General features: G+C 66.4%; 8 protein-coding genes. 3 read left to right on the top strand and 5 right to left on the bottom strand.

The window, feature by feature from the left end; translation table 11 throughout:
• The first annotated feature begins 61 nt into the window (after positions 1 to 61).
• Positions 62 to 925 carry a LysR family transcriptional regulator gene (locus AC1D3B_RS24885; RefSeq protein WP_478193350.1) on the top strand — a complete coding sequence of 288 codons (864 nt, stop codon included), beginning with the start codon at positions 62 to 64 and terminating at the stop codon, positions 923 to 925.
• Between the two features lie 315 nt (positions 926 to 1240).
• Here AC1D3B_RS24885 and AC1D3B_RS24880 read toward each other — a convergent pair whose 3' ends face one another.
• The 3 genes from AC1D3B_RS24880 to AC1D3B_RS24870 all read right to left on the bottom strand — a co-directional run bounded on the left by AC1D3B_RS24880 (position 1241) and on the right by AC1D3B_RS24870 (position 4140).
• Positions 1241 to 2620, bottom strand: coding sequence for a CoA transferase (locus AC1D3B_RS24880; protein ID WP_478193349.1), 1380 nt, complete (start codon positions 2618 to 2620; stop codon positions 1241 to 1243).
• A gap of 73 nt (positions 2621 to 2693) precedes the next feature.
• On the bottom strand, positions 2694 to 3332 hold the full coding sequence (locus tag AC1D3B_RS24875) for a 3-oxoacid CoA-transferase subunit B (RefSeq protein WP_478193348.1): 639 nt from the start codon (positions 3330 to 3332) through the stop codon (positions 2694 to 2696).
• Between the two features lies 1 nt (position 3333).
• Positions 3334 to 4140 (bottom strand): CoA transferase subunit A, encoded by an 807-nt coding sequence (locus tag AC1D3B_RS24870; protein ID WP_478193347.1) that lies wholly within the window; start codon positions 4138 to 4140, stop codon positions 3334 to 3336.
• Positions 4141 to 4250: 110 nt separating this feature from the next.
• Here AC1D3B_RS24870 and AC1D3B_RS24865 point away from each other — a divergent pair, with 110 nt between their 5' ends.
• Positions 4251 to 4814 (top strand): LuxR C-terminal-related transcriptional regulator, encoded by a 564-nt coding sequence (locus AC1D3B_RS24865; protein WP_478193410.1) that lies wholly within the window; start codon positions 4251 to 4253, stop codon positions 4812 to 4814.
• Positions 4815 to 4826: 12 nt separating this feature from the next.
• The gene (locus AC1D3B_RS24860; RefSeq protein ID WP_478193346.1) at positions 4827 to 5879 is read left to right on the top strand and encodes an MBL fold metallo-hydrolase; all 1053 of its coding nucleotides are present in this window, start codon (positions 4827 to 4829) and stop codon (positions 5877 to 5879) included.
• 12 nt (positions 5880 to 5891) lie between these two features.
• Here the strand turns inward: AC1D3B_RS24860 and AC1D3B_RS24855 are convergent, their stop codons facing one another.
• Together AC1D3B_RS24855 and AC1D3B_RS24850 are read right to left on the bottom strand one after the other, a co-directional pair.
• On the bottom strand, positions 5892 to 8117 hold the full coding sequence (locus AC1D3B_RS24855; protein ID WP_478193345.1) for a response regulator: 2226 nt from the start codon (positions 8115 to 8117) through the stop codon (positions 5892 to 5894).
• The gene (locus AC1D3B_RS24850; RefSeq protein WP_478193344.1) at positions 8114 to 13900 is read right to left on the bottom strand and encodes a hybrid sensor histidine kinase/response regulator; all 5787 of its coding nucleotides are present in this window, start codon (positions 13898 to 13900) and stop codon (positions 8114 to 8116) included. The genes AC1D3B_RS24855 and AC1D3B_RS24850 overlap by 4 nt, the downstream gene beginning before the upstream one ends.
• Between the last annotated feature and the right edge of the window lie 77 nt (positions 13901 to 13977).

The following is a 13977-nucleotide window of genomic DNA, read 5'->3' as shown; positions in this document are numbered from 1 at the left end:
CTTATTAGACGCAAAATGCGAGTACGCCACAAATGAATTATTCAGAACAATCATTCTCCTTATGAGAACCATCGACCTGGATTCCCTCGAGATCTTCCGCACTGTCGTGGCCGAGGGCGGCGTGATTCGTGCGGCGGACAAGCTCAATCGCGTGCAGTCGAATGTGACGACGCGCATTCAGCAGTTGGAGGAGCGGCTGGGCCACAAGCTGTTCCATCGCCAAGGCCGTACGCTGGCGCTGGCACCGGCGGGGCACAAGCTGCTGCCCTATGCCGATCGGCTCCTAAGGCTTGCCGATGAAGCCGAGAGCGAGCTGCGCAGCGACCTGCCGCTCGGCACGTTCAAGCTCGGGTCGCTCGAGAGCACGGCGGGTAGCCGGTTGGCGCCGGTGCTGTCGCGATTTCACAGGCTGTATCCGGGCGTGGTCGTGGAGTTGGTGACCGGCACCACGGGCGCGCTGTTGAAGCGGGTGAAGGCGTTCGAGGTGGAGGCCGCGTTCGTGTCGGAGCCGTTTGCGCCGTCAGGGCTGGAGACGATGGCGGTGTTCGAGGAAGAACTGGTGCTGATCACTTCGCGCAGCGTAGCCTCGGTCACGAAACCCGGCGATCTGGCGAACGCGACGCTGATCGCGTTCGCGCAAGGGTGCTCGTATCGACGGCTGCTTGAGCAATGGCTTGGCAAGGGTGGCGTTGCGCCGTCGAGGTCGCTGGAGTTTTCGTCGTATCAGGCCATGATTGCCTGCGTGGCGGCAGGTACAGGGTTCGCGATCGTGCCGGTGTCGGTGCTCAAGGCATTGCGTGCTACGGCGGATGTTCGACAGCATCAGTTGCCGGAACGCATGAGGGCCAATCGGACGCACCTTGTGTGGCAAGGGACTGCTTCTGTGGCGCTTGCTCGGTTGATTGAGATGTTGGGGAAGGGGTAGGTTCTCTTGCTCCTTGTTGAGAGCGCCCGGTAGGCGGTGCGGGCCGGTCGACCCCGCTACGCCGGCCCTTCGGGCTCCCTTCCGGTGCTCGCTTCAGGCGGGGTCCGCGCAAACTCGCTTCGCTCAAACACGCGCGGCCCTTATCCGCCTGAAGCTGCGCTCCTCAGCGGCGCAGAGGGGTCGCCCAACCCGCACCACCTACCGGGCTCCGTGAGAGGGCAACGGTTGTGGGCGTCTCGAACGGCGCAAGCCTGCGCGCATTCACACGCGTGAGGCGGACAGTTCAACCATCCCGTCCCGGCGACGCCACCCCCTCTACTCCCAAACCGGCAAATGACTCCCTGGCGGCATCGAAGGCCGACCCCAGGCAGCAGGCGTACGAGAAAGCCGCGCACTGTGCCGCATCCCGCAAAGCTCCCCGAACCCGGAACTCGAAGTCTCCAGGCAAGCCGACATATCGGGCCGTTCAATCCGAAGCCCATCAGCCACCCGTCCCAGCCCGCGAAGCCACTGCCCAGTCTGTGCCAACGAAACCTGCACGTGCCAACTCCCACCCTCGCGTTGCTGTCGCCATAGCGCGGCCGAAGCACCCATGGCGATGAGGTAGCCCGTGGCTTCATCAAGGATCTGCATAGGCAGCGGCCGCGGCTTTCCGTCACCCGCCGCTTCGCCTTCCGCATGGTTGAAACCCATCGCTGTCTGAACCAACGAATCGAAGCCGCGGCGCTGCGCCCACGGGCCGAGCGTGCCGTAGGCCGTCAACGAGACGTAGACGATTCCCGGACGGATCTCTGCCGCCTGATCTGGCCCGAAACCGAGCCCCGCCAACCCGCCGGGCCGATAGCCCTGGATGAAGACATGCGCGTCCTGGAGCAGCCTCGTCAGGGCACCGCGGCCCGCTTCCGTTTGCAGATCGACATGCGCCGACAGCTTGCCGCGACTGGTGTCCGCGATCGCCTCGATGTTGGGCAGGTTCGGTGAGTTGATCAGCATCACGTCGGCGCCGTATGCCGCGAGCGCGCGGCCGCCCACAGGGCCGGCCAGGATGCGGGTCAGGTCCAGCACGCGCACACCAGACAATGGTCTCTCTTCCTCCGAAAGCGGCGGCAGGTCGAGCGGCGGTGCGTCGCCGATGCGTTCGATCGCGAACAAGGGCTGCGGCGCCAATGCCGCGCCCTGCGGCGTGACGTCCCACTCATCGAAACTCCGCAACGCCGTCGCGACCAGCCCCTTCGCCGCCGCCGCTGATTCGAATTCGATCGCCGTCCACAACTGCATCGCCGCTTCGGCGTCGGCACGCTGCGCGGTCTGCGGATTCAGGCCCAGCAGACGCAGCGCGCCGTCACGGTGATGCGCGAAGTTGGCATGGATGCGCACCCATCCGTCGGCCGTCCGATAGAGCCCGGAGAACGCATCCCACAACTCAGGGACCCTGCCGTCCAGGCTGAACCAAGCCGTGCACTCCAGCGCCGCATGCAGCATCTCGACGCTGACCTGCTGGCGGGATGCTCCGCGCGCATGCCCGAGTTCGCAGGCCGCAAGCGCCGCGGCGGCGATGGTGCTCTGCGCCGCGGTTCCGACGGCAAAGGACGATGGCAACACCGGGTCTGCGCCACTCAGGTTCGCATACCCCAATGCGTCACGTGGCAGACCTGCAAGCCGCCAGATCCGCTCCAGTTCCTCGGTGGCGTTCATGTCCTGCTCTCCAAAGAAAAAAGGCAGGGCGCGTTTACACGGCCCTGCCCTTTGCGCTATGCAATGCGACGCCCTACTGGATCAGCTTCGCGCCCGTCTTCGCCTGCAGCGTCTCGAAGCTCACGCCCGGCGCCATTTCGACGACCTTCAGGCCCTGCGGCACCACGTCCATCACGGCGAGGTCGGTGATGATGCGGTCGACCACGCCCACGCCCGTCAGCGGCAGCGTGCAGTGCTCCAGGATCTTGAGGTCCTCGGTGCCGTCCTTCTTCTTCGCGACGTGCTCCATCAGGATGATCACGCGCTTGACGCCGGCCACCAGGTCCATCGCGCCGCCCATGCCCTTGACCATCTTGCCGGGGATCATCCAGTTGGCGAGGTCGCCCTTGCTGCTCACCTGCATGGCGCCCAGGATCGACAGATTGATCTTGCCGCCGCGAATCATCGCGAAGCTGTCGTGGCTGCCGAAGATGGCGCTGCCGGGCAGCGTCGTCACGGTCTGCTTGCCGGCGTTGATCAGGTCGGCGTCGACCTGGTCCTCGGTCGGGAACGGGCCGATGCCGAGCATGCCGTTCTCGCTCTGCAGCCAGACTTCCTTGTCGCCGACGAAGTTGGCCACCAGAGTGGGGATGCCGATGCCTAGGTTGACGTAGAAGCCGTCTTCGAGTTCTTGCGCCGCACGTGCGGCCATCTGGTCTTGGGTCCAAGGCATCTCAGGCTCCTTTGGTGTTCTTGATAGGGGCCGGCACTTCGCTGCCGGCAGCGGCTTGCGCGATGGCGGCCTGGGCCTCGACCTTGGCGGCCACGGCGTCGACCGGCGCCGCGGCGCTGATGGTGCGCTTCTCGATCCGCTTCTCGGGGTTGCTGTTGAGCACGATGCGGTGCACGTAGATGCCCGGCAAGTGGATGTCGTCCGGCGCGAGTTCGCCGACCTCGACGATCTTCTCGACCTCGACGATGCAGATCTTCCCGGCCATCGCCGCGGCGGGGTTGAAGTTGCGCGCCGTCAGGCGGAAGCGCAGGTTGCCGGACTTGTCGGCCACGTCGGCCTTGACCAGGGCCACGTCGGGCACCAGCGAGCGCTCCATGACGTAGGTCTCGCCATCGAACTCGCGCAGTTCCTTGCCTTCGGCAACCTGGGTGCCGACACCGGTCTTGGTGAAGAAGGCCGGGATGCCGGCGCCGCCGGCGCGCAGCTTCTCGGCCAGCGTGCCCTGGGGCGTGAACTCCAGCTCCAGTTCGCCCGCGAGGTACTGGCGCTCGAACTCCTTGTTCTCGCCCACGTAGCTCGCAACCATCTTCTTGATCTGGCGCGTCTCGAGCAGCTTGCCGAGGCCGAAACCATCGACGCCCGCGTTGTTGGAGATGCAGGTCAGGTTCTTCACGCCCGAATCGTGCAGCGCGTCGATCAGCGCCTCGGGGATGCCGCACAGGCCGAAGCCGCCGACGGCGAGCGTCTGGCCGTCGGCCACGACACCCTTGAGCGCCGCGTCGGCGGAGGGATAGATCTTGTTCGCCATGATTCCTCGCTGGGAGAAGGTTGAGGGTTGAGGGTTGGTTCGCAGCCTGAGACGATACTACGTACAGGCATACGTAGTATTTCGTAATGGAGACACCCGAGACCGAACTGATGGCCATCGACTACCGGCTCGCTTTCGAGCAGTCGCCGGTGGGCATGGTGCTCTCCCGCCATCGCATCATCATGGATTGCAATGCGCGCTTGTGCGAGATGTTCGGCGCCACGCGCGATTCGCTGGTCGGCCAGTCGTTCCAGGTGCTGTACCCGAGCGTCGTCGAATTCGAGCGCATCGGCAAGCGCATGGAGCCGATCCTGAACGCGAGTGGCCGCTATGCGGACAACCGCATGATGAAACGGCTGGGGGACCTGCATGGCGCGTTCGCGGGCGAGACCTTCTGGTGCCACGTCAGCGGGCAAGCGCTCAATCGCGCCGCGCCGCACGAAGCGGGCATCTGGACTTTCGAGGACCTCGGGTCGCGCCGCTCCGTCAAGGCCGAACTCACCCCACGCGAGCGCGAGGTGGCGGCGCAAGTCATGCAGGGGCGCACCTCGAAGGAAATCGGCAAGGCCCTCGCCATCAGCCATCGCACGGTCGAAATACACCGTGCGCGGCTGATGCGCAAATATGCGGCGTCCACCACTGCGGAACTGGTTCAAAAACTGATCGCCGGATAGATTGTGCGAACGATGAACCCCTATCAAGACCCGAAGAAGCCGCACCACCGCGCCCGCGGCTTCCAGAACAACTACACGGAGTTCGAGCCGAAAAGCCTGTCGGACCTCCTGCGCTGGCGAAGGGACGCCATGCGCAACCGCCTGCCTCCGCCGCCCCTGGGGCCGACGCCGAGGGTGACGCCCGATCTCGCCTGGCTCCGCGCCAACGCGCAGGCCGGTGCGCAGATGGTGCCGGCCACGACATACATCGGTCACGCCACGGTCATGGCCCAGCTGGGTGGCATCACGATGCTGACGGATCCGATGTTCTCGCAGCGGGCCTCGCCCGTGCAACTGGTGGGGCCCCGACGGCATTCGCCGCCCGGCGTCGCGCTGGCCGATCTGCCGCACGTGAACCTGGTGCTGGTGTCGCACAACCACTACGACCATCTCGACGGCGCCTCGGTACTAGGGCTCAACCGGCAGGCGGGCGGCCCGCCCCTGTTCGTGGTGCCGCTGGGCCTCAAGCCGTGGCTCGCAGCCAAGGGCATCCAGAACGCCGTGGAGCTGGACTGGTGGGACAGCCACCGCCTGCCGACACCGCGGGGGGATATCGAAGTGACCCTGGTGCCGGCGCAGCACTGGTCCTCGCGCGGCCCCGGCGATGCCATGGCGACCCTGTGGGGCGGCTTCGCCGTCCTCGCGCCGGATTGCCACCTGCTCTTCACCGGCGACACCGGCTATTCGCGCGACTTCACCGACATCCGCCGGCACTTCCGGGATCGCCAGACGCCCGAGCGCGGCGGCGGATTCGACATTGCGCTGGTCCCCATCGGCGCCTACGCACCGCGCTGGTTCATGCGCATGCAGCACGTCGACGTCGAGGAAGCGCTGAAGATCCATGCCGACGTGGGCGCCAAGCGCTCGCTCGGGATCCACTGGGGCGTCTTCACGCTGACCGACGAGGCCCTGGACGAGCCGCCGAGAAAGCTCGCCGAGCTGCGCAGCGCAAAAGGAATGCCGGAAGACGAATTCTTCGTGACGGCCATCGGCGAGACGCGGAAGCTCGAGCGCCGCGTCGGCTGATTCCCCGATCCCTCACTTGGCTGCCGGCACGCCAAAGCTGTCGCTCTCCCGGGTCTTGCACCAGGCCCGGATGCAATTCAGCAATTCGGTGGCGTCCGCCGGTTTCACGAAGTGGTGGCTGAATCCCGCATCGAACGCAGCCTGCCTGTCCTCCTTCTGGCCATAGCCGGTCAGTGCGATCAGGAGCGACTGCTCGGTCTCCCGCATGGAACGCAGTCGCCGGGCCACCTGGTAGCCGTCGAGCACGGGCAATCCGATGTCCAGCAGCACGACGGTCGGACTGCGCGCCGCAGCGATCGTCAGCGCCTCCTCGCCGTCCGAAGCCGTCAGCACGGCGTGCCCGTCGATTTCCAGGATCGCGGCCATCGCATCCGCGGCGTCACGGTTGTCGTCCACGACCAGGACGCACTGCTGCGGGTGGTTCGAAACGACGGGGTGATCCTGATGCCCGGACTTGCTCTCCTGGCGCACCAGCGTGATGCAGGGCAATCGAACCTTGAACTCCGAGCCCTTGTCCTTGCCGAAGCTGGTCGCCTCGATGCGACCGCCGTGCATCTCGGTCAGCCGGCGCGCCAGGGTCAGGCCGACCCCCAGGCCACCCTGCGCGCGATCGAGGCCACGCTTGCCCTGCGCGAACAGGTCGAAGATGCGCGGAAGCAGTTCCTCGTCGATGCCGATGCCCTGGTCGCGCACGGTCACGACGACCTCCAGGTCCTCGATCTCCGCTGCCAGCGAGATGTGCGTCCCTTCGGGGCTGTATTTCGATGCGTTGTGCAGCAGGTTCGCAATGACCTGCGTGAGCCTCGCCGCATCGCCGTGCAGCCAGGCCGGCCGCTCGGGGATGGAGACGCTCAACACCTGGCGACGGCTCTTGACGGCCGGCTGGATGGTCTCCACGCTCTGCGCGATCACCTTGTTGAGGTCCATGGACTCTCGCTTGAGCGTGATCTTGCCCTGGCTGATGCGCGTGACGTCCAGCAACTCCTCGATCAGGCGGGTCATCTGCTGCAACTGCCGGCTGGCGACGTCCAACGCCCAGGACACCTTCGGGCTGGGGGGCGCGATCCGACGAATCACCTCGACCGCCGTGTGAATCGGCGCCAGGGGATTGCGCAATTCGTGCGACATCATGGCGAGGAATTCGTCCTTGCGCTGGTCGGCCTGCTGCAGTTCCTCCTGCGCGGCCTTGCGCTCGGCGATCTCGCGCTGCAGGACGCGGTAGAGCCGCGCGTTCTCGAAGGCCGCCGCGGCGCGCACGGCGACTTCCTCCAGCAGGCCCTGATCGGGGCCGCCCTGCTCCATGGCGTCCTCCCCGGACAGCAGCAGCATCGCGCCGAGCACGCGGCCACCGAAGATCAGTGGCAGCGCCCCGGCCCAGCGAAGCGGCGGCAGCGACACCGCACTGCCCGCGAGGCCCAGCGAGCCGGCGTTCAATGCGCTCAAGGCCACCGGCGCGAGGTCGGTAAAGCGGCGATCCCGGATGGCGCTGTCGAGCGTCGAGGCCAGGCGTTCGTCCAGATGCGCACCGCTGGTCGAGACGATGGGGCGTCCGCCGGCACGCGCCCGTGCGGCGACCACCGTCTTGCACGGGAAGAAATCGGGGTCCGACGGCAGCACGACCGAGGCCGCCGCGACCGTCGGCACCAGCAACTCCGCCAGCTCGCACGCGGCCACCTGCACTTCGAGCGAAACGCTGAGCGCCCGGCTGGCGTGCGCGAGGAAGGCGGAGCGCTTGTCCCGTTGCTCCGCCACCCGGCGCGCAGCCTCGGCGGCCATCATCGCGGCGCGGGCGTCCGCCTGCTGCTGCACCTCGCGCTGCATCAGGTAGAGCGACACGAAGACGCTGACCTTGCTGCGCAGGATCTCCGGCACCAGCGGCGACAGCATGTAGTCGACGGCGCCGAGCGAATAGCCGCGCGCGGTCTGCATCTCGTCGGCGTAGGAGGTGATGAAGATGATCGGCGTATGCGCGCTGCGACGATGCTGACGGATCAGCGCCGCGGTCTCGAAGCCGTCCATGCCGGGCATGTTGACGTCGAGCATGATGACCGCGAACTCCCGCTGGAGCAGTTCCCGGAGCGCCTCCTCGCCCGACCGGACCAGCACCAGGTTCTGCCCGAGATCCTCCAGCACTGTCTGGAACACCAGCAGCTTTTCGGGCAGGTCGTCCACGACCAGGATGTTGGCGCGCTCGGCCGGCCCGGCAACGGCCGGGTTCGCGGCGCCCGGGAGGTTCACTTGCACAGCCAGCCTCGCAACACCACGAGCAGGTAGGCGGTGTCCACCGGCTTGGACAGGTAGTCCCATGCACCGGCCTCGATGCACTTCTCGCGATCGCCCTTCATCGCCTTCGCGGTGACCGCCACCAGGGGCAACTGCTTGCCGCGCGGCAGGCGTCGGAGCTCCCGCATGGTCTCCATGCCGTCCATCTCCGGCATCATGATGTCCATGAGCACGATGTCGATCCCGGCATCCTCCTGCACCCGGCGAACCGCATCGCGGCCGTTCTCGGCCGAGACGATCACCATGCCCTGCTGGTCCAGCACCGTGGCCAGCGCGAAGATGTTCCGAATGTCGTCGTCGACGATCAGCACCTTCTTCCCGGCCAGGCTGCCGGCGACATCGTTCACCGCCTCCACGGCGCGACGCTCGGCTTCCGACATGCTGGCCGTCGAACGATGCAGGAAGAAGGTGCCCGCTTCGATGAGCTGGTCGAGTGTCTGCACGGTTCGCCACGCGCCTTCGCCTTGGCCTTGCCGCCAATCCAGGCCGTGGGTCCCGATGGCCCGCGATCGCTCCGCATCCTCGGGGTCGTAGACGACCACAGGCAGTTGCTGGACAGCCGAACGCTGCTCCAGCGGCTCGACGAGATCCAGCCGGCTGAGTCCCGGCACGCGGCCATCCGTGATCAGGCAGTCGACCTCGCCGCTCGCGAGTTCGCGCCTGACGTCGTCGGCGCCGTCCGCCCAGACGACATCGACGCTGCCGCCGTCGAAGGCCTTCAGGCAGGCTTCGCGCGCCGGCGAGTCACCGGACACCGCCACCAGGAGCCTGCGCACATCGGCGTGCACGTAGCGGTGCAGGCTCGCCATCGCGGCTTCGACCTCATCGATCGACTGAAGCGGCTTAGAGAGGAATCCCAGCGCGCCGGAGCTCAGCGCGCGGGCGCGCGAATCGTCCGTGGAGACCACGCAAACCGGAATGTGGCGCGTCGCCAGGTCGGACTTCAGTCGGTCCAGGATGCGCCACCCGTCCATGTCCGGCAGATGGATGTCGAGCGTAATCAGCCTCGGCCGATGGTCGCGCGCCAGCGCCAGCGCGGCGGCGCCGCTGAGGCTCACGAGCGCCTTGAAGCCGCTGCCGCGCGCGGCCTGCATGAGGACTTTGGCGAAAGCCAGGTCGTTCTCGACGATCAGGGCGACCTGGTCGCCCGGCACCGTCGCGTCGCGATCATCGCCGGCGACGTTCAGCGCCGACAACACATCCTCGGCATCACGGGCGTCTGCCGCTGCATCCGATGCCATGTCCGCCGCGCGCGCATCGACGAGCCGATCGCGCACCGACTTGTGGGCGGCGTCCGCTTCGATGACGTCGGCGCGAACGGGACGTGCGCTGCGCGAAGGGCTGTAGTTCTGGGGCAGGTAGAGCGTGAACGTGCTGCCCATGGCCGGGGTGCTGCTGAGCCGGATTTCGCCACCGAGCAGACGCGCCAGCTCGCGGCTGATGGCCAGGCCCAGCCCGGTGCCGCCGTACTTGCGCGATGTGGAGCCGTCGGCCTGCTGGAAAGCCTCGAAGACGATCTGCTGCTTGTCCGCGGAGATGCCGATGCCCGTGTCCGACACCGCGAAGGCCAGCACATGGCTCGCGCGGCCCAGCTCCTCGACATCGCTCGACCAGCCGGATTCGACCCGCGCGATCGACAGCGAGACCGAGCCTCGGTGCGTGAACTTGAAGGCGTTCGACAACAGGTTCTTGATGATCTGCTGGAGGCGCTTGACGTCGGTCACGATCGTCCCGGACAGCGACTCGGCGACGCTGATGTCGAAGTCCACGTGCTTGGCCTCGGCGACGTGACGGAAGCTGCGCTCCACGGAGCGGCGCAGCTCCTCCAGCCGCACCTCGCTGACTTCGACGGCGACCGTGCCCGATTCGATCTTGGACAGGTCGAGGATGTCGTTGATCAGCATCAGCAGGTCGTTGCCCGACAGGTGGATCGTCTTCGCGAACTCGACCTGGCGAGGCGTCAGGTTGCCGTCGCCGTTCTTGCAGAGCTGGTCGGAAAGGATGAGCAGGCTGTTGAGCGGCGTGCGCAGCTCGTGCGACATGTTGGCGAGGAATTCCGACTTGTACTTGGAAGTCAGCGCCAGTTGCTCAGCCTTCTCCTCCAGCGCCTGCCGGGCCTGCTCGACCTCCTGGTTCTTGCGCTCGACTTCCTGGTTCTGGTGTACGAGCAGTCGCGCCTTCTCCTGCAGCGCCTCGTTGGTCTGCTGCAGTTCCTGCTGCCGGCTCTGGAGCTCCTCCGCGAGCGATTGCGACTGCGTCAGCAGATCCTCGGTCCGCATGTTGGCGGAGATGGTGTTGATGACGATGCCGATCGATTCGGTGAGCTGGTCGAGGAAGGCCTGGTGCGCCGGGTTGAACCGTTCGAGCGAGGCCAGTTCGAGCACGCCGCGCACTTCGCCCTCGAACACGACCGGCAGCACGATGACGTCCATCGCCGCGCCTTCGCTGAGACCTGTCGCGACCTTGAATGCCGTGCTCGGCACGTTCGTGAGCAGGATCTTCGACTTCTCGATCGCGCACTGGCCGACCAGACCCTGCCCGATGTCGATCTCCTTGCCGTGAGAACTCTGGCCGCCCGAAGCGTAGCTGGCGAACAGCTTCAATTTGGCGGTGCCACCGGCGTTCGTGAGCACGTAGAACTCGGCCTGCTGCGCGCCGACCACGGGCGCCAGCTCCGAAAGGATCAGTTGCCCGACGGTCAGCAAGTCCTTCTGGCCCTGGAGCATCCGGCTGAACTTGGCGAGGTTGGTCTTCAGCCAGTCCTGCTCGGTGTTCTTCTGGGTGGTGTCCTTCAGGTTGCGGATCATCTCGTTGATCGTGTCCTTCAGGGCGGCGACTTCACCCTGCGCCTCCACCGTGATCGAACGGGTCAGGTCGCCCTGCGTCACCGCCGTGGCGACTTCGGCGATCGCGCGCACCTGCGTCGTCAGATTGGCCGCGAGTTGGTTGACGTTCTCGGTCAATCCTTTCCAGGTGCCCGACGCGCCGGGCACCTTCGCCTGCCCGCCGAGCTTGCCCTCGACCCCGACCTCGCGCGCCACGGTGGTGACCTGGTCGGCAAAGGTCGCGAGCGTGTCGGTCATGCTGTTGATCGTCTCGGCCAGCGCGGCGATCTCGCCCTTGGCCTCGACGGTCAGCTTCTGCTGGAGGTCGCCGTCGGCCACGGCGGTCACCACCTTGGCGATGCCGCGCACCTGGCCCGTCAGGTTGCCCGCCATGAAGTTGACGTTGTCGGTGAGGTCCTTCCAGGTGCCGGACACGTCGCGCACCTGCGCCTGCCCGCCCAGCCGGCCCTCGGTGCCCACTTCGCGCGCCACGCGCGTCACCTCGGCCGCGAAGGACGAGAGCTGGTCCACCATGGTGTTGATGGTGGCCTTGAGCTCCAGGATCTCGCCTTTCACGTCGACCGTGATCTTCTTCGAGAGGTCTCCCGCCGCGACGGCCTTCGTCACGTCGGCGATGTTGCGCACCTGCGAGGTCAGGTTGGAGGCCATCAGGTTGACCGAGTCCGTGAGGTCCTTCCAGGTCCCTGCGACACCCTGCACGTCGGCCTGGCCGCCCAGGATGCCCTCGGTGCCCACCTCCAGCGCCACACGGGTCACTTCCGCGGCGAAGGAGCGCAACTGGTCCACCATCGTGTTGACCGTGTTCTTGAGCTCGGAGATCTCGCCCTTCACGTCCACCGTGATCTTCTTCGAGAGGTCGCCCGCGGCCACTGCGGTGGTCACCTCCGCGATGTTGCGCACCTGGCTCGTGAGATTGCCGGCCATGAAGTTGACCGACTCCGTCAGGTCCTTCCAGGTGCCGGCCACACCCTGCACGTCAGCCTGGCCGCCCAGGATTCCTTCCGTGCCCACCTCGCGCGCCACGCGCGTCACTTCCGCGGCGAACGAACGCAACTGGTCGACCATGGTGTTCACGGTGTTCTTCAGTTCGAGGATTTCGCCCTTCACGTCGACCGTGATCTTCTTGGAGAGGTCACCCGCCGCGACGGCCTTGGTGACGTCCGCGATGTTGCGCACCTGCGATGTCAGGTTGGACGCCATCGAGTTGACCGACTCAGTGAGGTCCTTCCACGTGCCGGCCACGCCCTGCACATCGGCCTGCCCGCCCAGCTTGCCTTCGGTGCCCACCTCGCGCGCCACCCGCGTCACTTCCGCGGCAAAGGAGGAGAGCTGGTCCACCATGGTGTTGATGGTGTTCGTCAGCTCCAGGATCTCGCCCTTGGTGTCGACCGAGATCTTCTTGGACAGGTCGCCCGCAGCCACGGCCTTCGTCACGTCCGCGATGTTGCGCACCTGACTCGTGAGATTGCCGGCCATGAAGTTGACGGATTCGGTGAGATCCTTCCACGTGCCGGCCACGCCCTGCACGTCGGCCTGGCCGCCGAGCTTGCCTTCGGTGCCCACCTCGCGCGCCACGCGCGTGACCTCGGCGGCGAAGGACCGCAGCTGGTCCACCATCGTGTTGATGGTCGCCTTGAGCTCCAGGATCTCGCCTTTGACGTCGACGGTGATCTTCTTCGAAAGGTCGCCCGCGGCCACGGCCTTGGTCACATCCGCGATGTTGCGCACCTGGCTGGTGAGGTTGCCGGCCATCGAGTTGACCGAGTCGGTGAGGTCCTTCCACGTGCCGGCGACGCCCTGCACGTCGGCCTGCCCGCCGAGCTTGCCTTCGGTGCCCACTTCGCGCGCCACCCGCGTGACCTCTGCCGCGAAGGAGCGAAGCTGGTCCACCAGCGTGTTCACCGTGTTCTTCAGCTCCAGGATTTCGCCCTTGCCGTCCACCGTGATCTTCTTGGACAGGTCGCCCGCAGCCACGGCCTTGGTTACGTCGGCGATGTTGCGCACCTGGCTGGTGAGGTTGCCGGCCATCGAGTTGACGGAGTCGGTCAGGTCCTTCCAGGTGCCGGACACGCCCTCGACCCGCGCCTGCCCGCCGAGCGAGCCTTCGGTGCCCACCTCGCGCGCCACGCGCGTGACCTCGGAGGCGAAGGAGCGCAACTGGTCGACCATCGTGTTGATGGTGTTCTTCAGCGTGAGGAATTCGCCTTTCACGTCGACGTCGATCTTCTTCGACAGGTCGCCCTTGGCGACCGCCGTGGTGACGTCGGCGATGTTGCGGACCTGGTCGGTGAGGTTGCCCGCCATCGAGTTGACGGAATCGGTCAGGTCCTTCCAGGTACCGGCCACGCCCTTCACCTTCGCCTGGCCACCGAGCTTGCCCTCGGTGCCCACTTCGCGCGCCACCCGGGTCACCTCGGCGGAGAAGTTGCCGAGCTGCTCGACCATCTTGTTGATCGTCCTGGCCGTGCGCAGGAACTCGCCTTCGAGTTCCCGGCCCTCGACCTCCAGCGCCATGCTCTTGGACAGGTCACCCTGTGCGACCGCGCCGATGACCCGCGCGACCTCGCTGGTCGGGTGCACCAGGTCGTCGATGAGCGAGTTCACGCAGGCGATCGATTCGCCCCAGAAGCCTCGCGCCTCCTGCATGACCGCGCGCTGCTTGAGCTTGCCCTCCTTTCCGACGACTTGCCGCAGTCGCATCAGTTCGTACGCCAGCATTGCGTTCTGGTCGACGAGGCCGTTGAAGGCATCCGCAACCTTGCCGGAGAGGCCGTCCCAGTACACGGGCAGCCGGGCCTTCGGATCGCCCTTGCGCAGGCGGGTCAGCGCATCGAGCAGGACCACCATGTGCTGCGTGGTGTCCGAAATGGCGACGGGATCGATTGCGTTCATGAAGGCCTCGAGAAAATGTGCGGGGTCGGAGCGCAAGGCTTTTTCGGTTGCGCGCACCCTCAACAGCAGCCCGAGCC

It is taken from the genome of Variovorax sp. P5_A3, from assembly GCF_056400665.1.
The sequence above is the reverse complement of the archived record's forward strand: the minus strand, read 5'-3'. Positions and strand labels throughout refer to the sequence as shown.